This window comes from Bradyrhizobium sp. 132, from assembly GCF_023074185.1.
Lineage (GTDB): Bacteria > Pseudomonadota > Alphaproteobacteria > Rhizobiales > Xanthobacteraceae > Bradyrhizobium.
The window spans coordinates 1-25869 of sequence record NZ_JADPKY010000083.1 but is presented as its reverse complement, the minus strand read 5'-3'; the positions used below and the strand labels follow the sequence as shown (position 1 = coordinate 25869).

The 25869-nt window shown below is 63.5% G+C and carries 28 protein-coding genes; 26 read left to right on the top strand and 2 right to left on the bottom strand.

Features of this window, described 5'->3' with window-relative positions; translation table 11 throughout:
• Positions 1 to 65: 65 nt before the first annotated feature.
• From IVA74_RS14380 to IVA74_RS14260, 25 genes are all read left to right on the top strand, one after another.
• Positions 66 to 827 carry a MotE family protein gene (locus tag IVA74_RS14380; RefSeq protein WP_247344669.1) on the top strand — a complete coding sequence of 254 codons (762 nt, stop codon included), beginning with the start codon at positions 66 to 68 and terminating at the stop codon, positions 825 to 827.
• Positions 828 to 1523, top strand: a complete 696-nt coding sequence (flgH, locus tag IVA74_RS14375) for a flagellar basal body L-ring protein FlgH (RefSeq protein WP_247344667.1) — start codon at positions 828 to 830, stop codon at positions 1521 to 1523.
• A gap of 42 nt (positions 1524 to 1565) precedes the next feature.
• Positions 1566 to 2009 (top strand): flagellar basal body-associated FliL family protein, encoded by a 444-nt coding sequence (locus IVA74_RS14370; RefSeq protein ID WP_247344664.1) that lies wholly within the window; start codon positions 1566 to 1568, stop codon positions 2007 to 2009.
• Positions 2006 to 2746, top strand: coding sequence for a flagellar type III secretion system pore protein FliP (fliP, locus tag IVA74_RS14365; RefSeq protein WP_247330503.1), 741 nt, complete (start codon positions 2006 to 2008; stop codon positions 2744 to 2746). Before IVA74_RS14370 ends, fliP begins: the two co-directional genes overlap by 4 nt.
• A gap of 242 nt (positions 2747 to 2988) precedes the next feature.
• Positions 2989 to 3897 (top strand): flagellin, encoded by a 909-nt coding sequence (locus IVA74_RS14360; RefSeq protein ID WP_247344661.1) that lies wholly within the window; start codon positions 2989 to 2991, stop codon positions 3895 to 3897.
• 273 nt (positions 3898 to 4170) lie between these two features.
• Positions 4171 to 5082 (top strand): flagellin, encoded by a 912-nt coding sequence (locus IVA74_RS14355; RefSeq protein ID WP_247344659.1) that lies wholly within the window; start codon positions 4171 to 4173, stop codon positions 5080 to 5082.
• Between the two features lie 305 nt (positions 5083 to 5387).
• A complete protein-coding gene (fliF, locus tag IVA74_RS14350; RefSeq protein ID WP_247344657.1) occupies positions 5388 to 7019 on the top strand; it encodes a flagellar basal-body MS-ring/collar protein FliF in 1632 nt (543 codons plus the stop codon).
• The gene (locus IVA74_RS14345) at positions 7016 to 7717 is read left to right on the top strand and encodes a hypothetical protein (protein ID WP_247344655.1); all 702 of its coding nucleotides are present in this window, start codon (positions 7016 to 7018) and stop codon (positions 7715 to 7717) included. The genes fliF and IVA74_RS14345 overlap by 4 nt, the downstream gene beginning before the upstream one ends.
• Positions 7718 to 7723: 6 nt before the next feature.
• Complete coding sequence (locus IVA74_RS14340; protein WP_247344653.1) at positions 7724 to 9043, top strand: MotB family protein; 1320 nt, start codon at positions 7724 to 7726, stop codon at positions 9041 to 9043.
• Complete coding sequence (locus tag IVA74_RS14335) at positions 9040 to 10242, top strand: chemotaxis protein (protein ID WP_247344650.1); 1203 nt, start codon at positions 9040 to 9042, stop codon at positions 10240 to 10242. Before IVA74_RS14340 ends, IVA74_RS14335 begins: the two co-directional genes overlap by 4 nt.
• Entirely contained in the window at positions 10239 to 11603 is a 1365-nt protein-coding gene (locus tag IVA74_RS14330; protein ID WP_247344647.1) for a flagellar hook-length control protein FliK, read from the top strand. The genes IVA74_RS14335 and IVA74_RS14330 overlap by 4 nt, the downstream gene beginning before the upstream one ends.
• Positions 11554 to 12135, top strand: a complete 582-nt coding sequence (locus IVA74_RS14325; RefSeq protein ID WP_247344645.1) for a transglycosylase SLT domain-containing protein — start codon at positions 11554 to 11556, stop codon at positions 12133 to 12135. The genes IVA74_RS14330 and IVA74_RS14325 overlap by 50 nt, the downstream gene beginning before the upstream one ends.
• 96 nt (positions 12136 to 12231) lie before the next feature.
• Entirely contained in the window at positions 12232 to 13458 is a 1227-nt protein-coding gene (locus tag IVA74_RS14320; protein ID WP_247344642.1) for a flagellar hook protein FlgE, read from the top strand.
• Between the two features lie 34 nt (positions 13459 to 13492).
• Positions 13493 to 14968, top strand: coding sequence for a flagellar hook-associated protein FlgK (gene flgK / locus IVA74_RS14315; RefSeq protein WP_247344639.1), 1476 nt, complete (start codon positions 13493 to 13495; stop codon positions 14966 to 14968).
• A gap of 3 nt (positions 14969 to 14971) precedes the next feature.
• Complete coding sequence (locus IVA74_RS14310; protein WP_247344637.1) at positions 14972 to 16018, top strand: flagellar hook-associated family protein; 1047 nt, start codon at positions 14972 to 14974, stop codon at positions 16016 to 16018.
• 46 nt (positions 16019 to 16064) lie between these two features.
• The gene (gene flaF, locus IVA74_RS14305) at positions 16065 to 16409 is read left to right on the top strand and encodes a flagellar biosynthesis regulator FlaF (RefSeq protein ID WP_247344634.1); all 345 of its coding nucleotides are present in this window, start codon (positions 16065 to 16067) and stop codon (positions 16407 to 16409) included.
• Complete coding sequence (gene flbT, locus IVA74_RS14300; protein WP_247344631.1) at positions 16409 to 16819, top strand: flagellar biosynthesis repressor FlbT; 411 nt, start codon at positions 16409 to 16411, stop codon at positions 16817 to 16819. The genes flaF and flbT overlap by 1 nt, the downstream gene beginning before the upstream one ends.
• A gap of 14 nt (positions 16820 to 16833) precedes the next feature.
• Complete coding sequence (gene flgD, locus IVA74_RS14295; RefSeq protein ID WP_247344628.1) at positions 16834 to 17253, top strand: flagellar hook assembly protein FlgD; 420 nt, start codon at positions 16834 to 16836, stop codon at positions 17251 to 17253.
• Positions 17250 to 17516, top strand: coding sequence for a flagellar biosynthesis protein FliQ (fliQ, locus tag IVA74_RS14290; protein ID WP_106945789.1), 267 nt, complete (start codon positions 17250 to 17252; stop codon positions 17514 to 17516). Before flgD ends, fliQ begins: the two co-directional genes overlap by 4 nt.
• Positions 17517 to 17611: 95 nt before the next feature.
• A complete protein-coding gene (flhA, locus tag IVA74_RS14285) occupies positions 17612 to 19693 on the top strand; it encodes a flagellar biosynthesis protein FlhA (RefSeq protein WP_247344625.1) in 2082 nt (693 codons plus the stop codon).
• Positions 19690 to 20442, top strand: coding sequence for a flagellar biosynthesis protein FliR (gene fliR / locus IVA74_RS14280; RefSeq protein WP_247344622.1), 753 nt, complete (start codon positions 19690 to 19692; stop codon positions 20440 to 20442). The genes flhA and fliR overlap by 4 nt, the downstream gene beginning before the upstream one ends.
• Positions 20443 to 20448: 6 nt before the next feature.
• Positions 20449 to 20868, top strand: a complete 420-nt coding sequence (locus IVA74_RS14275) for a hypothetical protein (RefSeq protein WP_247344620.1) — start codon at positions 20449 to 20451, stop codon at positions 20866 to 20868.
• Positions 20865 to 21344 (top strand): rod-binding protein, encoded by a 480-nt coding sequence (locus IVA74_RS14270; RefSeq protein ID WP_247344723.1) that lies wholly within the window; start codon positions 20865 to 20867, stop codon positions 21342 to 21344. The genes IVA74_RS14275 and IVA74_RS14270 overlap by 4 nt, the downstream gene beginning before the upstream one ends.
• Positions 21345 to 21386: 42 nt before the next feature.
• Positions 21387 to 21899 carry a flagellar biosynthesis protein FlgN gene (locus IVA74_RS14265; protein WP_247344617.1) on the top strand — a complete coding sequence of 171 codons (513 nt, stop codon included), beginning with the start codon at positions 21387 to 21389 and terminating at the stop codon, positions 21897 to 21899.
• Entirely contained in the window at positions 21896 to 22354 is a 459-nt protein-coding gene (locus IVA74_RS14260; RefSeq protein ID WP_247344614.1) for a hypothetical protein, read from the top strand. The genes IVA74_RS14265 and IVA74_RS14260 overlap by 4 nt, the downstream gene beginning before the upstream one ends.
• 126 nt (positions 22355 to 22480) lie before the next feature.
• Here IVA74_RS14260 and IVA74_RS14255 read toward each other — a convergent pair whose 3' ends face one another.
• Positions 22481 to 23251: a response regulator transcription factor gene (locus IVA74_RS14255; protein ID WP_247344611.1), complete on the bottom strand. Its 771-nt coding sequence runs from the start codon at positions 23249 to 23251 to the stop codon at positions 22481 to 22483.
• A gap of 815 nt (positions 23252 to 24066) precedes the next feature.
• On the opposite strand from IVA74_RS14255, the gene IVA74_RS14250 reads away from it, so the two are divergent.
• The gene (locus IVA74_RS14250; protein WP_247344608.1) at positions 24067 to 25005 is read left to right on the top strand and encodes a hypothetical protein; all 939 of its coding nucleotides are present in this window, start codon (positions 24067 to 24069) and stop codon (positions 25003 to 25005) included.
• 14 nt (positions 25006 to 25019) lie between these two features.
• On the opposite strand, the gene IVA74_RS14245 is transcribed toward IVA74_RS14250, so the two are convergent.
• Positions 25020 to 25595, bottom strand: coding sequence for a MarR family transcriptional regulator (locus IVA74_RS14245; RefSeq protein ID WP_247344605.1), 576 nt, complete (start codon positions 25593 to 25595; stop codon positions 25020 to 25022).
• Between the last annotated feature and the right edge of the window lie 274 nt (positions 25596 to 25869).

The window sequence follows — 25869 nt, the reverse complement described above, 5'->3', positions numbered from 1 at the left end:
CGTAAGCGTCGTGCAAGCTTGGTCGCTCAATGCTCAGGTCTTGACCGAGAATCGCACGCGGCCCGATGTTGAAGCTGGATCACAAAACCAAACTCCTCCTCCTGGTCGCGGCCTCCGCGCTCGCGAGCGCTTCGCCCGTGCTGGCGCTGGATGAGGCCAAGTCGTCGAAGCCGCTCAACCTGCTGTCCTTCGCGCGCGCCCGCGCGCCGGGACCGCAGAAGCCGATCACGTCGATCCCAAGCGACAATGCGTCGATCCGGGCAACTGCGTGGGCAGCCGAAGACTCAGGACCCGCGACCACGGGTGCCGTGCCAGCTTCCGAGAAGTCCGCGCCTGTACCCACAGCCGCGCCGGTGCGCTCCGCCAAGCCTGGCAGCGTCACGGTGCCGCCGAAGCCGGCGCCGCCCCAGGCCGCTGCAACCGCGGACAATGAAGTGGCCCTGTTCTGCAGCAATGTCGCCGACCCCGCCGTCGATGCAAGGCTGGCCTGGCAGTTCAAGGAGCTGGAGAAGGCCGAGAACCTGCTCCGCGAGCGGATCGCCGAGGTCGAGGCCAAGCGCGCCGAATATGAGAAGTGGATGGCATTGCGCGACGACTTCCTGAAGAAGGCCGAAGCGAGCGTCGTCGAGATCTACTCGCGCATGAAGCCGGACGCCGCGGCGACGCAGATCGCCGGGATGGCGGACGAGACGGCTGCGGCCGTGCTCGCAAAGCTCACCCCGAGGAGCTCGAGCGCAATCTTCAACGAGATGGAGACGGGGCGCGCGGCGCACCTCGCCGATCTGCTCGGCGGAATGCGTCGCGTGGATGACGGAAAGACCAAATAGATGAAGAATCTAATCGTCATCCTGTCTCTGTTGTTGCTTGTCGGATGCGTCGCTGATCCGGCCGAGGTCCTGACTGGCCCGCGATTGTCGCCGGTCGGGAGCGGCCTGAGGACGCAGGCAGATCCGATTCCCGTGACGCCCCGCATGCGCTCGCCCGTCAGCTATCGCTCGACCTGGGACGACGGCACCGATCTCTATCGCGACGCCCGCGCCCGGCGCACCGGCGACCTCGTGACGGTGATCATCTCGATGCAGGACAAGGCCAAGCTCGACAACAAGACCGACCGCTCGCGCGATTCGCAGATCAAGTTCGGGCTCGACTGGCTGATGGACATCGCGGGATGGCAGGACAAAGGCTCGACGAGCGCCAATCTCAGCACCAACACCCAGATCAAGGGCAACGGCCAGATCGACCGCACCGAGGATATCAAGCTGTCGATCGCAGCCGTCGTCACCGACGTGTTGCCGAACGGCAATATGATGATCAGCGGCTCGCAGGAATTCAAGGTCAACACAGAAATGCGCGTGCTCAACGTCGGCGGAATCGTGCGTCCACGCGATATCTCGCGAGCCAACACGATCTCATACGAGAAGATCGCCGAGGCGCGCGTGGCCTATGGCGGTCGCGGAAATCTGTCTGACGTGCAGCAGCCTGGATGGGGACATCGGATCTATGACGCCGTGGCACCATTCTGAGAGCAGCGGCCGTCGGGCCGCGTCGCGAGGGCAGGGGACGTCATGCGCCTGATTGCGGCCATCGTGGTGTTGACCCTGATCGCGATCGGCGCGGGCGCCGTCGCCGGCCTGCATCTGTTTGCGGCCGCCGAGCGCGTCGCCGACGCGAAGAAAACCGCGACGCAGGCGCCTCTTGCCTCGAGTTACGCCGGCAGCGCGCGGCTCAGGAAACTGTCCCCGATCGTGACCAATCTCGGTGCGCCGGCCAACAACTGGGCCCGCATCGAAGCCTCCATGGTGACCGAGAGCATGAACGACGAGGATGCCGGCATCCTGGCGGCCCACATCAGCGAGGACATTGTCACCTATCTGCGGTCGGCGACGGTTGCGCAGTTCGAGGGATCCCGCGGGCTCCAGCATCTGCGCGACGACCTGACCGAGCGCGCCAATATCCGCTCCTCGGGCAAGATCCGCGAATTGATCATTGAGACGTTGGTGATTCAGTGAAACTGAGAGTCCTGCTGCTTGCGTTGGTCCTGGTCGTGCTGCCCGAGGTGGCACTGGCCCAGATTCCGGACCTCAACTCCCTGCTGCCGCCGGGCAACGGCTCCACCAGCGGCCGGATCATCCAGCTGATGGCGGTGATCACGGTGCTGTCGGTGGCGCCGGGACTGCTCATCATGGTGACGAGCTTCACGCGATTTGCAGTGGCACTGTCGTTCCTGCGCGCCGGTCTCGGCCTCCAGACCACGCCGGCCAATCTGGTGCTGATCAGCCTCGCGTTGTTCATGACCTTCTACGTGATGGCGCCGACCTTCGACCGCGCCTGGGAAACCGGCGTCCAGCCGCTGATGAAAAACGAGATCTCGGAGGAGGAGGCGTATCTGAAGATCACCGATCCGTTCCGCGAGTTCATGCTGGCCCATGTCCGCGACAAGGATCTGCAGACCTTCGAAGCGCTTGCCGCGGAAAGCTTCCGCAAGAAGTTCGACGACAAGCGCGTCGACATGCGCGTCATCATTCCGGCCTTCATGATCTCCGAGCTCCGGCGTTCGTTCGAGATCGGATTCCTCATCATCCTGCCTTTCCTCGTGATCGACATGATCGTGGCGACGCTGACCATGTCGATGGGCATGATGATGATGCCGCCGACGATCCTCGCGCTGCCGTTCAAGATGCTGTTCTTCGTGCTGATCGACGGCTGGAACCTGCTCGCCTCCGGACTGGTGCGGTCGTTCTCGTAAGAGGAGCGATCGCGGCCGATCGGTTGGTTATGGTTAGCAAAAACTAACATTAACCATATGATATTGCTATGTAATTCAAGCCGATCTTAATCTGCGGGCAAGATTCGGCATGTTAGCAATGCGTCACGGCGGGTTGGACCCACCCACATCAGTCCAAAGGCATGATGCCGCCCCTCCGTACCGGTGAAAGCCCGGTATGTCCCCTCGTGAAAATGTAACGCGTACATAAAGGGACATTCGCAATGTCAAGCCTGCTTACGAACTCGACCGCCATGACCGCACTCCAGACCCTGCGGTCTGTGAGCTCGCAGCTCTCCACCACGCAGACCCGCATCTCCACCGGCCAGCGCGTGTCGACTGCTTCCGACAACGCTGCCTACTGGTCGATCGCGACGTCGATGCGCGCCGACAACGCCGCGCTCTCGGCGGTCTCGGATTCGCTCGGTCTGTCGGCCGCGACTGTCGACACCGAATATACCGCTCTGACCACCGTCATCGGCGACAAGGACTCCGGCCTGACCAAGCTTCAGTCCCTGCTGGTCGAAGCCAAGACAGCCGGTATCGACCGCAGCAAGATCCAGGCGGACGTCACCCAGATCCAGCAGCAGATGAAGGCGACAGCCAGTGCCGCGACCTTCAACGGCATCAACTGGCTGAGCACGACCGCCACCACGCCGACGACCTTCAGCCTCGTGTCGTCGTACTCGCGTGTCGGCGGTACGCCCACCATCGGTTCCATCACCGTGACGACCGCCAACTACTCGCTCTACACCTCGACGCAGACCGGCATTCTGGACACGGCGGGCAGTACCGCTCCGTCGATCAACACGATGACCATCTCCGCGCTAACCGACTCGGCGGCTGACCAGACCCTGCTCGACGGCTACATCGCGCAGGTCACCGCCGGCATCAACTCGGTGGCCTCGGCCGCCGCCAATCTCGGTGCCGTCAAGAACCGCCTCTCGACCAACTCGGACTTCGTGAAGTCGCTGATGGACTCCGTGGATCGCGGTATCGGTCAGCTCGTCGATGCCGACATGAACCAGGAGTCCACCCGCCTGTCGGCCCTCCAGGTCCAGCAGCAGCTCGGTGTGCAGGCGCTCTCGATCGCCAACAACAGCAGCCAGAGCATCCTGTCGCTGTTCCGCTGAGCCTCGAACCATCTTGGGAGGGCCGCGCTTCTCGCAAAGCGCGGCCCTTTCGTTTTGGCGTGACGCCGCGCGCGGGCCGCAATTTTCGACTGCCCTGTTGCCGAACGGGCACAGAGCCACAAGCCTCGCACAAGCTTGGCTCGCTACCTTCGCCGTTACGACAGGTTGGGCCTTGACGCTTTTGCGCAGCCCAAAGGCATGACGCCGCCCTGTCGTACCGGTGCAAGCCCGGTATGTCCCCAAACCTAATCCAATCTTCAAAGGGACATCAAAATGGGTTCTAGTCTCCTCACCAACTCCTCCGCAATGACCGCGCTGCAGACGCTTCGGAACGTCAGCTCGCAACTTGCTACCACGCAGAACCGGATCTCGACCGGCCAGCGCGTCTCGACCGCGTCGGACAACGCCGCCTACTGGTCGATCGCGACGTCGATGCGCTCCGACAATGCCGCGCTTTCCGCCGTCTCCGACTCGCTCGGTCTGTCGGCCGCGACTGTCGACACCGAATATACCGCTCTGACCTCGGTTATCGGCGACAAGGACTCCGGCCTGACCAAGCTTCAGGCGTTGCTGGTCGAAGCCAAGACCGCCGGTATCGACCGCACCAAGATCCAGGCTGACATCACCCAGATTCAGCAGGATATGAAGCTCAAGGCCAGCTCGGCGACCTTCAACGGCATCAACTGGCTGAGCACGACCGCCGCCACGCCGACGACCTTCAACCTGGTGTCGTCGTACTCGCGCGTCGGCGGTACGCCCACCATCGGTTCCATCACCGTGACCACCGCCAACTACTCGCTCTACACCGCGACGCAGACCGGCATTCTGGACACGGCGGGCAGTACCGCTCCGTCGATCAACACGATGACCATCTCCGCGCTCACCGACTCGGCGGCCGACCAGACCCTGCTCGATGGCTACATCTCGCAGGTCACCGCCGGCATCAACTCGGTGGCCTCGGCTGCCGCCAATCTCGGTGCCGTCAAGAACCGCCTCGCGACCAACACTGAATTCGTCAAGACCCTGATGGACTCCGTGGACCGCGGTATCGGCCAGTTGGTCGACGCCGACATGAACGCGGAATCGACTCGCCTCCAGGCGCTGCAGACCCAGCAGCAACTCGGCGTTCAGGCGCTCTCGATCGCCAACCAGAACAGCCAGAGCATCCTGTCGCTGTTCCGTTAAGCGGCGGCTTCGAAAGCGACCGTGCTCCCCAGGGAGCACGGTCTCCGCCATGAACGGCGGATCTGACGGCACAAGACGTGCCCACATCGGTCTCCTGACGCCACATTCCAGGGCAGCACGCCCTGGCCGATCGCGCCGCGATGCGACCGGCTGTCCGCCCGTTGCCGACGCGCGCGATTGCGTCACTCAATCTCTTGTAAAATTGCAACGCCTCGCCTGCGAACCGACACATTCGTATTCTCGCACAACCTTCGGACAAGGTTGGCAGCGGAGTGTCCTCTACGTTCGCATTGGTATGAGGTCATATGCTGTTCAGTCGTGTGCAGATACAGCAACTGCTCAACAATCTGCTGGAGCTTGGGCCGCGACGCCTGATGGCCTTGGGACTGATCGGCTTTGCCGTTCTCGTCACCGTCGTCGGCGGCGCCTATTATCTCAGCCGGCCTGAGTTCGAGACACTCTACACGGGTCTTTCCCGCGAAGACGTGACGCGCATGGGTGCCGCGCTGCGCGAGCAAAACATCGCCTTCGACGTCAATACGGCCGGCGACGCGGTTTCGGTGCGCCCGAGCCAGACCATGCAGGCGCGGATGCTGCTCGCCGAGAAGGGGCTGCCGACCAGCGCCAATTCCGGCTACGAGCTGTTCGACAAGATCGGCTCGCTCGGCCTGACCTCATTCATGCAGGAGGTCACCAAGCTGCGAGCGCTGGAAGGCGAGATCGCGCGCACGGTGCAGTTGATGAAGGGCGTGAAGGCGGCGCGGGTGCATATCGTGCTGCCGGTGCGCGGCTCGTTCCGGGCGACGCAGCAGCCGCCTTCTGCATCGGTCGTGTTGCGCACCGACGGTCCGATCGAGGCGCGCACGGCGCAGTCGATTCGTCATCTCGTCGCTGCCGCCATTCCGGGCATGAGCCGCGACAAGGTCACGGTGCTGGACGCCGACGGTTCGATGCTGCTCGCCGAGGAGGACGAAGCGACTGCAGCGCCGACCAAGATGGCGAGCCTTCAGAAGACCGTCGGCGGGATGGTGCAGGAGAACATCCGCAAGGCGCTGACGCCGTATCTCGGGATCGATAATTTCGAGGTGAGCGTCTCCCCGCAGCTTTCCACGGACAAGCGGCAGATCAACGAGACTGTTTACGATCCTGAGAACCGCGCCGAGCGCTCAGTCCGAAACGTGCGCGAGAAGGAGTCGTCGCAGAACGCGGACCGTTCGCAGCCGACGACGGTGCAGCAAAATCTTCCCGACCAGCAGGTGAACGCCGGCGGTGGCAAGAACTCCAACGAGGACAAGAGCCGCCGCGAGGACGTCACCAATTTCGAGGTCTCGTCCAAGACCACGACGACGGTGAGCGACGGCTATTCGGTGAAGAAACTCTTCATCGCCGTCCTGATCAATCGCGGGCGGCTCGTCGCCGACCTCGGCGACAAGAGCAACCAGGCCATCGTCGACAGCAAGCTTGCCGAGATCAGCCAGCTCGCAGCCACGGCCGGTGGGCTGGACAAGGCGCGGGGCGACCAGATCCAGGTGACGGCCGTCGATTTCATCGAAGGCTCGCGCGAACTGGCGCCGGTGCCGCCGATCAGCTTCGTCGAGATGATCAACAAGCAGCTCGGCAGCGTCATCAACGCGGTCACGATCCTGGCCGTAGCCTCGATGCTGGTGTGGTTCGGACTTCGGCCCGCGGTCAACGGCATCCTGACCCATCGCGCGGCGCAGGAGCAGACCGAGGCGGCGGAAGCTGCCCAACTCGAGGCAGCCGCCGGCGCTCTTGCATTGGCGGATAGCGAGGAGACCGAGCTCAATTTGGTCGAAGATCTCGAAGGCAAGATGCAGCGAACGCCGCAGAAGCGGCTCGAGCAGATCGTCCGTCTCGATCAGATGCAGGCGGCGGCGATCCTTAAAGACTGGATGCGGCGCGAGGAGGCGGCATGAACGCGGCAATCGGAAAACTCCTGACGCAGTTCGACGCGAACGGGCGAGCCAAATCGCCGCCGCTTCCGCCGCCGCCCAAGATCCAGGATGTGCTGACAAGGCCGAGGGAGGTTCGGCGCGAGCCTCAGCCGCAGCCCCAGGTCCATTCGCAGCCGCAGCCGCTGCTTCAGTCGCCGCCTCCGGCGCCGAAGACGGAAGCTCCGGCGGTCAATTTTCTGGACGATGCCTATCGGCGCGGCCACGCGGCCGGCGTAGCGGAGAGCGACGCCAGGATCGCCGAGGAACGCGTGCGCAGCGCGATCCGGCTCGGCGAGGAGCGGGCCAAGTGGTCCGACCAGCAGGCGGGCGCGATCGTCAGCGGCTTCGAGGCGGCTTGCCGCGAGATCGAGACCAACATCGCGAGCTCTGTTGCGCGGATATTGCTGCCGTTTCTCGCCGATGCGGTCCGCGACAAGGCGATCGGGTCGCTGGTCGAGCAGATTGCGGCACTGACCGGCAATTCGCCGGTGCCGGTGTTCAAGGTCACCGGCCCGAGCGAACTGCTCGACCTGGTGAAGACCCAACTCCAGACGGCCCGGCGAACGGGCATCGAGTACGAGGCCGCCGATACTTTCGAGGTCCGCGTCGTAGCCGACCAGACCGTGATCGAGACGCAGATCACGGCCTGGAGCGAACGCCTGAAAGAGGCGCGCCGGTAGCCCGTCATGAATGAGGTCAAATCAGAGCTCGTCATCATCCGCCGGCGGAGCGCCTTCGACGACGAGAAGCCGCACGGCGGCGTCTGGAAGATCGCCTATGCGGACTTCATGACCGCGATGATGGCGTTCTTCCTGGTCATGTGGCTGATCAATGCACTCAACCAGGATCAGAAGCAGGTGGTCGCGAGCTATTTCAATCCGATCATGCTCGCGGAGAACGCGCCTGCCCCGAAAGGCCTCAAAGACCTCTCCAAGAAAGAGCCGTCGTCGTTCGAAGGCCAGGACGGCAGGCGTCAGCCGGCAGGACCGAGCGAGGAACGTCGCGGTGACTCTCCGACGGCCGAGAAGCCGCCCTTCTACGAGGAGAAGGTCCTGTTCCGCGATCCCTACACGACGCTCGCCGAGATCGCCAGCAGCGCAAACCAGGCCTCGGGCCAGCGGCGCGCCGGCGCTCTGACCTCCGCCGAAGAGGAGGGACTCAAGGGCGGCGACGCCTACCGCGATCCCTTCGATCCCGGTTATTGGAAGCTTGCGCCACAGGCATCCAAGGATGCCGATCGCATCATGGAGAGCGAGCCCAAGCCGAATGCGTCCGCGCGCGACACAGCGTCCGGCCCTGGCGAGCCGCAGGCGCGCCGGGCCAAGCAGGACGATGCCGCCGGAAGCGTGGCTCCGAACGCCGATGCGTCGTCCGCAAGCCTGTCGCCCCTGCTGCCGCCGGGGCCCGCGCCCTCGCAGTCTTCACGCGAAGGGAGCACGCAGCCGGGCACCCAGGCTGGTCTTCAAGCCAACGCCGCCGCGCAGCCGCGTCCCAACGATACGACGAAGGAATCCGAGCCGCGCGACGCGGCTCAGACGCAGCAACCGACGGTCAAGCAGCTTCAGTCGGCGATCGCGGAGGCGCTGTCGGATGTCAAGGCCGGCGCGGGACCGGTGGCTGAGGTGCGTCAGGTCGAGGAAGGCCTGCTGATCAGCCTGACCGACGACGCGAGCTTCGGCATGTTCGCGCGCGGCTCGGCTGAACCGCGGCCCGAACTCATCCGTGTAATCGACAAGATCGGTCCGCTGCTGACGAAGCGTCCCGGCATGATCATCGTCCGCAGCCACACCGACAATCGGCCATACCGCTCGGAGACCTACGACAATTGGCGGCTGTCGACGGCCCGTGCGCAGATGGCCTACTACATGCTGATCCGCTCCGGCGTCGATGCGCAGCGCATCGAGCATGTCGAGGGTTATGCCGATCGACGGCCGAAACTCCAAAACGATCCGGCGGCCGCGCAAAATCGCCGGATCGAGATCCTGGTCCGGGAGAAGCGTCCTTGATCGGGCCTGTTCTCCGCGCAACGCTGCTGATGCTGCTGCCGTTCACGGCGGCAGGCGCATTTGCCGAGCCGGCACCGACTCTGGCCCCGGCGGCATCGACATCGGGCGAGCCATATGAGCTCGTTCGCGCATTGCAGGCCGTGCAGGACGGCATCGCCAACGGCGATACCGCGGCGCATGGCAACCACATCGCGTTGATCCGGCAGATCGGCGAGAAATTTCTCGCCGCCGATCCGGGCGTGTGGAGCAACCCGCAGAACGGCCAAGCCGTCGTCATCTACCTGCTCAGCGGCGGCGGGCCGCAAATCGTCCGCAAGTTGCCGCGCGACAAGCTGAACGTCGACGGGCGGCTGTTCGATGGCGCACTCGCCTATGTCGAGGGCCGTCAGGACGAAGCGCGCGAGCTGCTCAAGGACGTCAAGCCCCGGACGATTCCGTCGGGCCTGGGCGGACAGGTCGCGCTGGTCCAGGGCGCGTTGTTCGCACGCGCCGAAGCATCGCTCGCGATCGAGCGTCTGGATGACGCGCGCTTGCTCTTGCCGGGCACATTGGTGGAGGAGGCCGCACTGCGGCGCGAGATCCTGCTGGTCGGGCAAGCCGAGGACTTCGACAAGTTCGAGTTCTTGACGCTGGCCTATATCCGCCACTACGGCAACTCGGTCTATGCCGGCGACTTCTGGCAGCGCTTTTCCACCGGCCTGACGCAATCGAGCCTCGCGCTCGATGAGCGCCGGTTTGCGCGGATCACCACTTTGCTGGAGCAGATCGATCGCGCGAGCCGCCTCAAGCTCTATCTCGTGATCGCGCGCGCCGCGATGGCGCGCGGAGGTCTCGTCGTAACCCGGCTTGCCGGCCAGCGCGCGCTGACGCTCAGCGCCGATGCTTCAGCGGATCGCGAACGGGCGCATTTGTTCCGCGGCGTGTCGCGGGCGCTCACCGACGAATATGACGGTGGTCTTGCCGAGTTGAAGGCGCTCGACCGGTCGAAGCTGCCCGAGCGCGACATTCCCTTGCTCAATGCAACGGTGCAGCTCGCACTCGACGTTCGCAAGCCATTCGCCGGCGAATCCGCCGCCGCAGCCGACAAGCCTCCGGTCACGCCGGCGCGCATCGATCTCGCATCGTCGACCGCAACGCTTATGCGCGCACAGAAGCAGCTCGGCGAACTCGAGCTTCTCACCAGGGATCGCCGTCCATGACGAAGCTCAGTGGAACCTCCGGACAGGTCTTTTCGGGCCTCGCCGAAAGCCTCAGCATGCGGGGCACATCGCGCGCCGGCAAGAGCGCCGGGGCGAAAGCGCAGCCGGACACGTCGTTCAACGATCTGCTGCACACCGTCTCGAATCTCGCGAAGCGGGCGCTCAACGACGAGGGCGGCGACACGGCCGTGAAAGCCGGAACACTGCGGACGCGCCTGGCGCACCAGAGTGAGAAGGACAAGGCGAACGACGACACGGTGCACGAAGGCCCCGCGGCGGCCGAGGCCCTAGGATCCAGCGAGAGGCCCACCGAGAAATCTTCCGACAAGAAGACCGACAAATCGTCCGGGAAACATGTCCCTGTCGACCATACCGGGCAGGCCGACGTCCAGAACCAATCGAGCATTGCGGTGATCGTCGGACAGGAGATCGCCGCCGGACCGGTCGCGCAACCGCAGATGCAAGCACCGGCGGGCGACAAGAACGATGCGTCCGGGCGCGACGGGCGGTCTGCCACGACGAAGCGCGAAGTTCAGGCCATGGGCATGGCGAAGACGATGACAGCCGACTCCGGCCCATCTGCTGTGGCTCCGACCGCCGCGCACTCGCAGGCCGCGGCTCCGCACGCGACGGCCGCCGCCCAGGCGACATCGACGCAAGACGGCGAGCCATCGCCGAAGGCAACGGCACCCGGCTTCGAGGCCGTTGCGGCCAATGTCGAGCGTGCTGCCAAGGCCTCGGCGCGGGATGCATTGCCCGAGACGACCAAGGTCACCGTAGTCCAGCAGGAGACCCATCTGCCCCCGGCGCAGTTCAACGCTCCGCACCAAGTTGCCAATGCCGTCGTCGCCGAGCTGAAGGAATCTCCGGCGCCGACGGCGTCCGCAGCTCCAGATCTTGCAACGTCCCAAGCCAATGCGCCGGACCAGCCGCTCAAGATCCTGACCATCAACCTCGAACCGCCTACGCTCGGCAACGTCACCGTGCGCCTTCGTCTCGTTGGCAACGAGGTGTCCGTCCACCTCGCCGCCGAGCGCAAGGACACGAGCCAGATGCTTGACCAGCAGCGCGACTCGATCCGCGAGCTCATGCAGTCGGCGGGCTACGTGGCCGACGTTGCGCCCGTCCAGCACGGCTCGTTGGATGGATTCCAGAGCGGCTCCGGTCAGTCGCAGCCGCAGCTCTCGGGCCAGCAACAGCCATCGTCGCAGTCGCAAGGCACGTTCGACGGCGCGAGAAATTCGTCGGGACAGTCGGACGGCGGTGCGAAACAGGCCCGACAGGAGCGCCAGTTCAACCAGGAGACGCGTCATGACCAGGACGTGGCGCCGCAGATTCGTCGCGGCCCTGTTTATCTGTAACGCCGGCGCCGCGGCCGCGGCGACCGACAATTCGCGCCCCTGCGAGCGCGAGATGGCGCGTGCGTCTCAGCAGCACGGAATTCCGCTCGGCATTCTCTATGCCGTCGGCGTCACCGAGACCGGGCGGCGCGGCGCGCTTTATCCTTACGCGCTCGGCGCCGAAGGACAGACCGTGTTCGCCAAGGACATGAACGACGCAATCGCGAATTTCGAATCCATGCGCAGCAAGGGGATCAAGCTGATCGACCTCGGTTGCATGCAGATCAACCACTATTACCACGGCGACAAATTCGCGTCGGTGCGGGCGATGTTCGATCCCGCCAGGAACGTCGACTACGCCGCGCGCTTCCTGAAGGAGCTGAAGCAACGCGAGGGCAGCTGGACCATGGCGGTCGCCCGCTACAATGCAGGCCCCAACAACCAGCCGGCGCAGAAGCGCTACGTCTGTCATATCGTCGCTCATCTGGTCTCGAGCGGCTTCGGCGCGTGGACCGATAAGGCGCGCTCGTTCTGTCAGCCGAAAACGACCTGAAGGGATGACGTCAAAGTTGTGCATCGTTCCGCACCATCAGCCCCGCGCAAGCAACAACCACCATTGTAACTGCAACCTACCGAAGGAGCCCAATTCATGAGCCTGTATGGTGTTATGCGCACCGGTGTTTCCGGGATGAACGCGCAGTCCAACAAGCTGTCGACGGTGTCGGACAACATCGCCAACGTCAACACCACCGGCTACAAGCGGGCTTCGACCGAATTCTCCTCGCTGATCCTGAAGAGCGGCTCGGGCAATTACGATTCCGGCGCGGTCGAGACCACGGTCCGCTACGCCATCAGCGATGCCGGCAATTACCAGTTCACGACCTCGGCGACGGACCTCGCGGTGCAGGGCAACGGCTTCTTCGTCGTGCAGGATCCGAACGGCAACAATTTCCTGACGCGCGCCGGCGCGTTCGTGCCCGACAGCACGGGCAATCTCGTCAACTCCGCCGGCTTCCAGCTGATGGGCTACAACATCGCGAACGGCGCCACGCCCACCGTCGCCGCCAACGGCTTCGGCGGCCTGCAGGTCATCAACGTCAACCAGATGGCGCTCCAGGCGTCGCCTTCGACCAAGGCAGCTGTCGATGCCAATCTCGATCCGAGCGCTGCGATCATCGCGGGTCCACCCGGTCCCGGCGCTTACACGTCGAAGACCTCGGTCGTCACTTACGACAACATCGGCAACGCGGTGACGGTCGACGTCTATGCTGCGAAGACCGCCGCGAACACCTGGCAGATCCAGCTCTACGATTCTTCCACCGGCACCGCGCTCGCGGGTGGTCTCAATACCTTCACCTTCGATGTCACCGCGACCGGCAAAGGCAAGCTCGCCGCCGCAAGCCCGACCTCGCTCACCGTGACCATCCCGGGCGGCTCGTCCTTCAACATGGATCTGTCGGCCATGACCCAGGTCGCGTCCAGCTTCGACTTCAAGGCGACGGTCGACGGCAACGCCCCGTCCGCGGTGGAGAAGGTGAACATCGACGACAAGGGCGTGGTCACCGCGGTGCTCAAGAACGGCACCGAGCTGCCGAGCTTCCAGATCGCGCTCGCGAACGTTCCGAGCCCGGACCATCTGACGCCCGAAGTCGGCAACGTCTATTCACCGAACCTGGATTCCGGAAACGTGCAGGTCGGCCTCGCCGGCCAGGGCGGGCTCGGCACCATCCAGTCGGGCGCTCTGGAAGACTCGAACGTCGATCTGGCGGACGAGTTGACTGCGATGATCGAGGCGCAGCGCGGCTTCACTGCGAACTCGAAATCGTTCCAGACCGGCGCCGACTTGCTGGATGTCGTCGTCAACCTGAAGCGCTGAGTCTCTCAGCGCTCGATCCCGGCAAGAGCAGATCATGAACCTTACCGCCGCTCTCGAATCCGCCCGCTCCTCGCTGATGACGTCGGGCATCCAGTCGTCGGTCATCTCGCGCAACATCGCCGGGGCCACCGCCACCGGCTATTCGCGCAAGTTCACCGTGCTGGACAATCACCCCGGTGCTGGCGTCTACGTCGCGGCGATCCAGCGCGCCGCCAGCAGCGGCTTGTACACCAACGTCCTGACCGCGACTTCGTCGTCTAGCAAGCAGAGCGCGATCTATGACGGTCTCCAGAAGATCGCGGCCTCGACGGTCGACGATCCGGAGCTCGACCAGTCGCCGACGGCGCAGCTCAATGCGTTGAAGAAGGCGCTCCAGCAATATGCCAACGCCCCGGACAACACCACGCTGGCGCAGGCGGCGGTCGCGTCCGCCCAGGACATGGCGACGGCGCTAAACCAGGCGACCCAAACCGTGCAGTCGGTTCGTGAGGGCGCGGATGCCGACATGAATACGTCGGTTCAGAATATCAATCAGTTGCTCTCCCAGTTCCAGAGCGTGAACACCGCGATCGTGAAGGGTACGATCTCCGGCGACGACGTCACCGACTACCTCGACCAGCGCGACAGCATCGTCTCGAAACTGTCGCAAGAACTCGGCGTCACGATGTCGATCCGTCCCAACGGCGACGCGGCGCTCTATGCCGATAGCGGTGTCGTTCTGTTCGACAAGACGGCGCGCGCGGTGAGTTTTTCCCCGACCAACGCCTACACTGCTGGCACGACGGGCAATGCCGTCTACATCGACGGCGTACCCGTGACCGGCGCGAATTCCGTCATGCCGCTCAAGTCCGGCAAGCTCGCCGGCCTCGCCGAGTTGCGTGACAACGCCACGGTCACGTATCAGAGCCAGCTTGACGAAGTCGCACGCGGCCTGGTCGACGCCTTCAAGGAAGTCGACCAGTCCGGCGCCGCGCTGCCGGACGTCCCCGGCCTGTTCACCTATCCGGGTGCGCCGGCGATGCCGGCGAGCGCCACCGTCTCGGTCGGCTTGGCCGGCTTGATCAGTGTGGCCGCTTCGGTCGACCCTGTTCAGGGCGGCAACCCCAATCTGCTGCGCGACGGCGCGATCAGCGGCAATGCCGCATATCAATACAACACCGCCGGCAACGCCGGCTACTCGACCCGGCTGCAGCAGCTCATCGGCAACATGGATGCGTCGCAGCCGTTCGATGCAACCACGCAAGGCAAGCCGAACGGCAGCTTGATCGACTTCGCGTCGTCCTCGGCGAGCTGGATCGAAAGTCAGCGCACGGCCGCGAACGACAACGTCACCTACCAGAACACGCTGCTCGACCGTAGCACCGCGGCGCTGTCCAACGTCAACGGCGTCAACATGGACGACGAGATGTCGCTGATGCTCCAGGTCGAGCGGACCTATTCGGCCTCGTCGAAGATCATTTCCACCGTCGACGAGATGTTGCAGAGCCTGCTGGCTGCTGTGGGGAATTAAGTCATGATGAGCGCGAACTACATCTCGACTTTGATGCTGTCTTCGTCGCTGAGGTCCTCGGTTACCAACAATCAGGCGGCGCTCGCCAAGGCTTCGAAGGAAGCCACCACCGGCCGCTTTGCCGACGTTGGCCTCGAGCTTGGTGCCACGACGGGAAGCGACGTCACCCTGCGAGCGGACCTGAGCTTCGCCGATCAGCTCGTCGATACCAACGGGCTGGTCTCGGGACGCCTGGACATAACGCAGAGCCGGATCACCCAGCTTGGTTCGACCGCAACGGACTTCCTCAAGGACCTGATCGCGGCCCGCAGTACCGACGGCGGCGGGCGGATCATCCTGCCGCCCGCGTCCTCCAACCTCCAGGATCTGATTGGCGCGCTGAACGTCTCCTATAACGGCTCGTCTCTTTTCTCGGGCATCAACACGCAGAACACGCCGATCACGGCCTACACCGCGGGCTCGGCCAGCAAGAACCAGGTCGATGCGGATTTCCTCGCGACCTTCGGCTTTGCCCAGTCTTCTGCCAGCGTGAGCAGCATCACCCCGGCCCAGATGCAGACCTTCCTCGACACCACCTTCGATGCCGAGTTCGCGAGCCCGGCCTGGGACACCAACTGGTCGTCGGCTACCGACCAGGTCATGCAAAGCCGTATCTCCACGACCGAGATCGCCGATACCTCCGTCAGCGCCAATCAGCCAGGCTTCCGCAAGCTCGCCGAGGCCTACACCATGATGGCGGATCTCGGGAACGTGAACCTGGACCAAGCGACGTTCCAGGTCGTCGTGGACAAGGCTATCGGCCTTGTCGGAAACGCCATCAGTGACCTTGCTACCCTCGGCGGCAACATCGGCACGGTCCAGCAGCGGATCACCGGCGCGACCGATAGGCTGAAGCTGCAGCAGGACATCCTCAACAACCAGATCGTCAAGATGGAGGCGGTCGACCCGACCGAGGCCTCGGTCCGGGTCAATACGCTGCAAACCCAGATCAAGACAGCGCTGGCGCTGACATCGCAGCTCCAGCAGATCAGCCTCATCAACTACCTCTGAGCCAAGTACTTTTGAGAAGCCTCCTTTGTAAGGCAGAGTTGTCCTGATGACGTTTGAAGCCTATGAAGCGGTCGTCGACGAGAGCGGATATGAAGCGCGGGGCCGCGAGCGGCAGGCGCTCAGCCTCGGCATCGACCGGCTCGAGCGGATCCAGAAAGACCGCTTCAGCATCGAGGATCTGGTCGAGAGCCTGCTCTATGTGCGGCGGCTGTGGACGATCTTCATCGAGGATCTCGCGCATCCGGAAAACGGACTTCCGGTCAAGCTGCGCGCCGACATCATCTCGATCGGCCTGTGGGTCGTCAAGGAAGCCGACCGCCTTCGCGAAGAGAGGTCGAACGACGTGATGCAGCTCATCGAAATCAACCGCCTGATCCGAGACGCTCTTTGATGAAGATATCCTTGCGGGCGGGCGAACGGGTCTACATCAACGGCGCGGTGCTGCGCGTGGACCGCAAGGTCTCCGTCGAGCTCGTCAACGACGTGATGTTCCTGCTCGAAGGGCAGATCATGCAGGCCTCCGACGCCACCACGGCGCTGCGGCAGCTCTATTTCATCGTCCAGCTGATGCTGATGAATCCGACCGACGTCCGGGATGCTTCGGCGCTTTACGGGCAGCATCACGCAGCCCTGATCGCGGTGTGCGAGAGCCACGAGATGCTGCTCGGACTTGGCGCGGTCGACGAACTGGTCGGAGCAACCCGTTACTTCGAAGCGCTCAAGCGGATCCGGGCGCTGTTTCCGGTGGAGCAGGCCATCCTGGCCGGCGCCACGATCGATTCCCCATTCGAGGCTGCCTGACAGCGGAGAGTCACATGAACGTCACCAGCGCGACCGATAGCACCAGCAAGTCCAGTTCGACCAGCTCAACCACGTCGAAGTCGAGCACCGGCGTCGACTACAACACGTTCCTTCAGCTCCTCATCGCAGAGATGAAGAACCAGGATCCGACCAATCCGATGGATACCTCGCAATATATGAGCCAGTTTGCGCAGCTCTCGTCGGTCGAGCAGGCGATGCAGACCAATACCAAGCTCGACTCTTTGCTATCTTCGCAATCGCTGTCGCAGGCAGACGGGCTGATCGGAAAGACCGTCAGCTTCACGGACTCGACCGGAGCGACTTTCAGCGGCAAGGTCGCTTCGATTTCCATCAACACTGACGGCTCCGTCGCGACGCTCGAGGACGGCACGAAAGTCGCGGTCGGCCCGGGTCTCACGATCAGCCAGTCATGAACGAACGGGACGCTCTCGACATCGTCCAGGCGGCGATCTGGACCATCATCGTCGCCTCCGGGCCTGCCGTTGGCGCCGCGATGCTGGTCGGCACCCTCATTGCGCTGATCCAGGCTCTGACCCAGATCCAGGAGGTGACGCTGACCTTCGTTCCGAAGATCATCGTCATTCTCTTGGTCGTTGCTGTCTCCGGCTCCTTCATCGGAGCCCATCTCTCCACCTTCACCGAGATGGTCTATTCGCATATCGAGCGCGGCTTCTGATCCGGGCGGCCCGGGCACCCCTGGCCATCTCCTGCCACCACCCCCGCGTAAGCTTTGCACGGCAGATTACGGGCCGGATCCTCTGCCGGTGACCCATGTCCGATACGTTAGCTGCCAGCCTGCCGACCCCGCGACGATTGGGCGCCGACGCCTTTTTCGCAGGCGGTATCGTGGCCATGCTCACGATCCTGTTCCTGCCTATCCCGCCGATCCTGATCGATCTCGGCCTCGCCTTCTCGATCGCACTGTCGGCGCTGATCCTGATGGTCGCGCTGTGGATCCAGCGGCCGCTCGATTTTTCGGCTTTCCCGACCGTGCTGCTGATCGCCACGATCCTGCGGCTGGCGCTGAACGTCGCGACGACTCGTCTGATCCTGTCGCGCGGCGGGGAGGGGGAAAACGCCGCGGGCCACGTCGTTGCCGGCTTCTCGAAGTTCGTCATGGGCGGCGACTTCGTCATCGGCCTGATCATCTTCGCGATTCTGGTCACGGTAAACTTCGTCGTGATCACCAAGGGCGCGACGCGTATCGCCGAAGTCGGCGCCCGCTTCACCCTGGACGCCATCCCCGGCAAGCAGATGGCGATCGACGCGGACCTATCCGCAGGGCTGATCGACGACAAGGAAGCCCAGCGCCGGCGCCGCGAGCTGGAAGAGGAGAGCGCGTTCTTCGGCGCCATGGACGGTGCCTCGAAATTCGTCCGCGGCGACGCCATCGCCGGCCTGATCATCACCGCGATCAACATTTTCGGCGGCATCATCATCGGCGTGACCCATCACGGACTCACGCTGTCGCGTGCCGCCGACGTCTACACCAAACTCTCCGTGGGCGACGGTCTGGTAACGCAGATGCCGGCTCTGATCGTGTCGCTATCGGCGGGCTTGCTGGTCTCTAAGGGCGGCACCAGGGGGTCGGCGGAGCAGGCAGTGTTGCGCCAGCTCGGCGGCTATCCGCGCGCGGTATCGGCCGCCGCGCTGATGATGTTCGTGCTTGCCTTGATGCCGGGGTTGCCGATGGCGCCCTTCTTGCTGCTCGGCGGCGCCATGGCCTTCGTCGGATACTCGCTGCCGAGGCGGCAGGCGGCCCTGAAGCAGAAGGACGATGCGCGCAAGGCCGACGAACGCGCCCAGCTCGAGGCCAAGGAATCCGTCAAGGAATCGCTCAAGACAGCGGAGATCGAGCTGGCGCTCGGCGGCCACCTGTCGGTCCATCTGCTGGGCTCGCGTACCGAGCTAGCACACCGCGTGGCCAAGATCCGCAAGAAGTTCGCCAAGCAGTACGGCTTCGTCGTTCCCGAGATCAAGCTCACCGACAATCTGTCGATCGATCCCAAGGGATATCAGATCCGGATCCACGACACCCGCGTCTCCCAGGGCGAGCTCAGGCTCGGCGAGGTGCTGGTGCTCGTCGACAAGGACGGCAAGCCCGACGTGCCCGGCGAAGAGGTGATCGAGCCGGCCTTTGGCATGAAAGCGCTGTGGGTGACGGACGCTTTCACCGACGAGGTCAAGCGTCAGGGCTGCAAGCCGGTCGACAATCTGTCGGTGCTGCTCACGCATCTGAGCGAAGTGATCAGGGCCAACCTCGCCCAGCTCCTGTCCTACAAGGACATGCGCGGCCTGCTCGACCGGCTCGATCCCGAATACAAGCGCCTGGTCGAGGATCTCTGCCCGTCGCAGATATCGTACTCGGGACTGCTGGCAATCCTGAAGATCCTGCTGGCCGAGCGCGTGTCGATACGCAACCTCCATCTGATCCTGGAGGCCATCGCCGAGATCGCGCCCCATGTGCGGCGCTCCGAGCAGGTGGCGGAGCATGTGCGTACGCGTCTGGCCCAGCAGATCTGCGGCGACCTGTCCGACAACGGCGTGCTCAACGTGGTCCGTCTCGGCAACCGTTGGGACCTGGCGTTCCACCAGAGCCTGAAGCGCGACGCCAAGGGCGACGTCGTCGAATTCGACGCCGATCCGCGCCTGATCGAGCAGTTTGCGACCGAAGCCAGCGCCGCGATCCGCAAGTTCACCGAGAACGGCACCAGCGTCGTGCTGGCGGTGACCCCCGAAGCCCGTCCCTACGTCCGGATGATCCTGGAACGGGTATTTCCGACACTGCCGATCCTGTCGCATGTCGAAGTCGCGCGCAGCACCGAGATCAGAGCACTCGGAGCCATATCGTGATCAGCGGCCTTGCCGACAGCGTGCTGGTGACGTTCATCGTGTTCTGCCGCATCGGTGCCTGCCTGATGCTGGTGCCGGGCTATTCCAGCGTCAACGTCCCGGCCCAGGTCCGCTTGTTCGTCGCGCTCGTCACGACGTTTGCGCTGACGCCGATCCTGGTCGCTGTCCTGAAACCTCTCACGGACAATGCGGCACCGCTGACGCTCGCGCTGCTGATCTGCTCCGAGCTCGTGGTCGGCAGCGTCATCGGGCTCGGCGGCCGCGTGTTCTTCCTCGCACTCCAGACCATGGCCACTGTGATGGCGAGTGCCATCGGGCTGAGCAACATCCCGGGGACGCCGATCGGCGACACTGATCCGGCGCCGGCTCTGGTGCCGCTGATCATGACGGCCGTCACAACGCTGTTCTTCATAACCGACCAGCACTGGCAGGTCCTGCGCGGGTTGATGAACTCCTACGACGTCTGGCATCCCGGCGATAAGTTCGGCGGCGGCATGGCGCTGGAGCTGCTCGTCGGCCGGCTGTCGGAAGCATTCGTCCTGACGCTGCGGATCACCAGCCCTTTCATCGTCTATTCGGTCATCGTTAACGTCGCGGTCGGCCTGGTCAACAAGCTGACGCCGGCGATTCCGGTCTATTTCATCTCGGTGCCGTTCGTGCTGTTCGGCGGCTTCCTGCTGCTCTACCTCACCAGCGACGAGCTCTTGACGCAATTCATGCTCGGCGTCTCGTCATGGCTGGCGGAGTGATCGGTCATGACCTCGCGCGCGGACAAGCTCGGCCGGTTGGTCTCGCTCGTGAAGCTCCAGCTCCGGCTGTCCGAGTGGCAGCTCGCGCATCTGCGGCAGCAGGAGCGCAGCTTGCAGGACGAGCAGGAATGGCTTGTCGGAGCCCTGAACGATGGCAGGCCGCCGGCGGGATCATCGAGCGAATCGATCGCGCGGCGCCTGACCAGGACCAGCGTCGGCACGCGCGCGATTCAGGCGCAGGCCTCGCAGCAGCTCGACCAGGTTCGCGCGGAGAGCCGCCGTGTGAAGCAGTTCGAGCAGGTCGCCAAGGCGGCGCTCGCGGACAAGCTTCGCGACGCCGAGAAGAAATCGCTCGAGGAGATGACGGGAACAAGTCTCACCGTGCGCGAGTGGACGCCACGGCCAGCCAACCGGAACAAGACATGATCGTGACAGCGACACCCGACCTCGTCCTCGACGTCCTCGATGCCGCCGACCCGGTAGCGCAGCGCGCGGCGACCGCCAAGCTCGATGCGCTGAAATCATTGGACACGGATTTCGCCGCCACGATGGACGCGGAGGTCGGCAAGGCGAAGGCGGCCGCTGCAGAACAATCCGCGTCGAAGGTTTCGGAAGCGCCGTCGGGTGCGGTGAACGGGGCTCCGGTGCAGGTGATCAAGGCGCCGGCATCCGGCGAGGTGTACCGGAAGTTCGAGGCTTTCATCCTCCAGACCTTCGTCGAGACGATGTTGCCGAAGGAGTCGGAGGAGGTCTTTGGCAAGGGTACGGCCGGTGGCGTCTGGAAGTCGATGCTGGCGGAGCAACTTGGTGCTCAGCTGGCAAAGGGCAAGGGCATTGGCATTGCCAAGCAGCTCGCCGCCGCGCATCCGGCCGGGCCGGACGTTACGGGCAAGGCCGGATGACGATCCGGGAATGGGTGACAGAAGTTGAAGGGTGAATTTCCTATGCAGGCACATGAAGGCGCGGCGGCCCTGGTGATGGAGCAGCCGGTCGTGGACACCGAGGCGATGACGACGGCAGCCGCGCCCGGTGATGCGCTGTTGCCCGTGCTGCTCTCGAATGTCGGTGGCGAGTTGGCGAACGAAGGCGCGGATACAGCGAGGTCGGATGAGGTGCGGGGCCTGCTGGCTGCGATCCGCCGGCTCGAAAGCATCGTTGAGGAAGAGACGGTCGCGCTCGGTACGGGCAAGAAGATCGATTTCGACGAGTTCAGCGCCCGGAAGAGCCGGAGTATGCTGGAATTCGTCCGCCTGATGCGGGCCCGAATGCATCTCGGCGGCGAGGTCGAGATCACCGAGGAGATCCAGCGGTTGCGCGAGAAACTTGAGCGAAATCGTTCTCTCCTCGAAATGCACTACGACGCGGTACGCGAGGTCGCGACCATCGTCGTCAAGGCCATCAGGGACGCCGAGTCGGACGGCACCTATACCGGTCGAGCAGCACAGGACGGAAGATGATCAGACTGGTGCTGGCCGGGCTCTGGGTATGCATCCTCACCGCGGGCACGAGCTATGCCGTCGCGTATTGGAAGGAGAACGGCACCCTGCTGCCGGCGAAGGACGAATATCTCGACGGGCTGCAGTATCAGAAGACGCGGGCGCTGAGCGTGCCTATGGTTGAGGGTGGCAACGTGCAGGGCTACATCGTCGCGCGCTTCGTCTACACCGTGGAGGCGCGGACCATGCACCAGCTCAACGTTCCGCCCGAGCCGTTCGTCGTCGACGAAGCCTTCCGCAAGATCTATGCCGACGACCGCCTCGATTTCAGGAAACTCGCCCGTTACGACCTCTCCATCCTCACGACGGCCATCAAGCAGCGCGTCAATGAGCGGATGCAGGCCGAAGTCGTCCAGGATGTCCTGGTCGAAGACTTCAACTACGTGTCGAAGGAAGAATTCCAGCAGAAGCCCTAGGTGTCGCGGCGCCTCGCGTCGCGAAGCTAGGCATCTGTTCCGGCGCTTCCGCCGCTGAAAGTACAACGGCCTCTGCGAAATTGGTTCGCAGAGGCCGTTGTCGTTTTCGTGGCAGTACCCTGCCGATCAGTTTCCGGCCGGATACGCCGCTGGGGCGACATGCGCCCTGTTCAGGAGGATGCCGAGCTCGTCGAGTTCCTGCATCGGCACGTCGATGGTCTCCCCTGCCGGGATGTCGAGACGGTATCCGACGTAGCGCCTGGCCACGATCGCATCGAAGCCGAGGCGGTCGCGAAGTTTCTTGCGCAGCTTGCTGACGTGGCTCTCGATCACGCTCTCGTCGAAGGTCGCCTCGAAGATGCCGTAGACCGCGTTGAAGATCTGCGTCTTGGTGACCCACTTGCCGTGGTTGCTGACCATATATTCGAGGATGCGCAGTTCGCGTCGGGGCAGGGTGAGGGCGTGGCCCGCGATCTCGGGGTCACGTCCGTTGAAAAAGACCTGGATCCTGGTCTCGCAGGGCCTCGGCAGTTCCCCGACCCGGCGGCGCGCGATCGCGGCCGTTCGAGCGAGGATCTCGCGGAGATGAATCGGCACGTGCACGACGTCATCGACGCCCGATTCGAACAGCTCCAGCGTGTTCTTGAGCATCTTCTGGCCGCTCATGGCGATGATGGGAGCCGAGGAGCGCTTGCGCATCGCCCGCGGCAGGCTTCCGCGAGCGTCGCAATCCCCGAGGAGGAAGGCGTCCACCGCAGCCAGATCCGATTCACTCGCAGATTGCAGCCAGTCCCAGAATTCTCCGGAGGAGAAGCCGATCGACGATACACCTTCGCGAACGAGCCCTCCGACATAGCTGTTCGTGACGCTCTCGCGATCATCAACGATAATATACATCAGTCTTTCGCCCCTGTTTCGCACTTGCTGCGGCCGGTTCGTTGTTGTGATGCCCGGCTCGGCAGCGGTGCTGTTTGACGACATTCCTTCCCGCGAACCGTTATTATGGTTTCATATTCGCGGGCAGCCCTACGCATTCAGTGCCTGCGTCTCGCAGGCCTGCTACTTCGACTCGATACTGAACGCTTACCGCGTGAGGCCCGGCGGGTGTCTTACGGATCACCTCGCGGAGCGGATTGAGAAAGCGACCTAGAACAGTTGCGCCAAGTTGCTCATTGCGTCCGAACGCTACTGTACTGTGTCGTTCTCCTCGCTAACTGGCGAGAATCACTTGAGTAGGACCGTAACAATTGCCGATTCCCGATCAAGCGCGCGCAACAAAGCGGTTGCTACGCGTGCTTGATACTGTTGCTTTGTTTCGAGTTGTTTCTTTGTATGTACAATCGCATCAGTTGATTTGGAATTAGAACTAGTTTTGCACTTTGGCAGTTCTAAAGTTCCGTATCCCCGTATGAATACAGCCTTTTCGGGCGGTGCCGCGGTTCATGTAAATCGGGAGGTTTTCAACCCGGGATTGACTCTCGTCGCCCTGTTTCCACATGCGACAATTCGACTCATGTATGGCAAGGCGACCTCAGCTTGGCGAAATCTTGACGGAGGTGTGTCTTTCGAGTCGCACTCTCGCCACGTGTATGACGCGTTTGACTCAGTTGCGTCGCTTCGCGCGCGATGAAAAGATTTATGCGCACGTTTCAGGCAAGCTTCGGCACATAACGTCACCGTTCGATAGGTCGAACCGAACGGAGCATTCTCACATGTTGTCCGATGGACAAGCTCGCCCCAACGCGACCGCCAATGTTTCCGCAGCGGCGAAGCCGGCTGCGGAGGCGCGCGATGCCGGGGACAATGCGACGGGAGCCGCCAAGCCTGCTGCGACCACCAAGCGTGTGTCGGCAGCGGCGAGTGATGAAACTCTGGCGAAAGAGGCGCTCGAGGGTCTGAAGCGTATTCGCGCCAAGGCGCGGCTCGACAAAATGGCGATACACAAGCCTGCGCCGATCGTGATCAAGCCGGCCGTGATCGTGGCCAAGCCGCCGCCGCCGCGTCCGACATGGGTCGCGCCGCTCGCGACATTGGCAGTCGCTGCGATGGTGGTGGTCTGCGCCTGCACTGGCGTGATCGTCTATCTCACCACGCAGCCCGCCCAGAGCAACGTCGCGGCCAGTACGGAGATCAGGAATCTGCGTGAGACGGTGGCGCAATTGCGCAAGCAGATGTCGGGCGTGTCCGACAATCTCGACGGCCTGCGCACGGCGGTCGATCAATCGAGCAAGGCGACCAATGACCGTTTCGGCCGTTTTGGCGAGAACCTGGATCGCATCGAGCGGGTGAGCGCGTCCTCGACGGTGAAGCTCGATAAGCTTGCCCAGGCGCAGGCCCAGGCTCCGACGCCCGTTGCCTCACAAACACAGCCAATGCCGATGATGGCTTCGGTCCCGGCGCCCGAGGTCACGGGATCGGTGTCTCCGTCCGAGCGCATGTCGGCGCCGCGCAAGACCATCAAGGGCTGGTCGGTCCGCCAGGCCTATGAAGGGATTGCGATCCTGCAAGGCCCGAACGGCGTCGTCGAGGCCGTACTGGGACAGCAGGTGCCGGGCCTTGGCCGTATCGAGGAGATCAAAAACGAGAACGGACGTCTGGTGGTGGAGTCCAGCGGGGGCGTCATCTATTCGTCACGCAAGGCAACGCCCTGATCGAGGGCCGCCTTCTATTGGCGGTGGTGCTCGAAGCTGGTGCATAGCAGGTCGACCTCCGCCTCCGCGATCGGCGCGCGAAACAGGCGGCAGCTGAACTCGGCCGCCGTCTTGCTGTCCGTGGTGCGATCTTCGCGCAGGAAGATGCAGCGCTTGCAGACGTCGGTATGGTGCCGCTGTTCGGCCGCATCGGCCTGATCGAGCACATGCCGGAGCGTGTCGCGAAAGCGAGTCTTGGCATCGTCGTCGAGAATGGCAATCGGCTCGAGCAGAACGCTGATGGGGTCGCGCACGAGAAATTTCTTGCCCTGCTGCGTCACGCTCAGCAACACAGAGCGCTTGTCCGTGGCGGAGCGCTTGCGCTCGATGTAGCCCAGCCGCTCGAGCTCGCCGATGACGAAAGAGGCGGTGCCGCGCGTGGTGCCAACGTAACTCGCGAGCGCCGAGGGCGTCCGGGAAAACCGGTTGGCGCGGGAGAGGAAACGCAGCGCCATCCATTCGCGGTCGCGCAGGCCATGCTTGGCGCCTTCGAACCACAGGATACGGGCCATCTGTCCCAATAATTCGATCGCTTCGCGAGCCAAATGCATTTCAATTCCAGGTCGGATAAATCTTTATTCAATTGAGCTTCTGGTAGCGCAATCCGGGTGGCTGATAATGAAGCTCCCGAGAGAGACGGAACTTCCGGCGGTGGAACTAGGGTCTGTTGGGATTCAGGATTCTCATCGGGGCTTGGTTGTGATTCAAGCTTGGGATGGACCGATTCGTTTTGACTGACGCCCAATGGGCGAAGATGGAGCCGCATTGTCTTGGCAAGCCAGGAGATCCGGGCCGCAGCGGCAAGGACAACCGACTGTTTGTCGA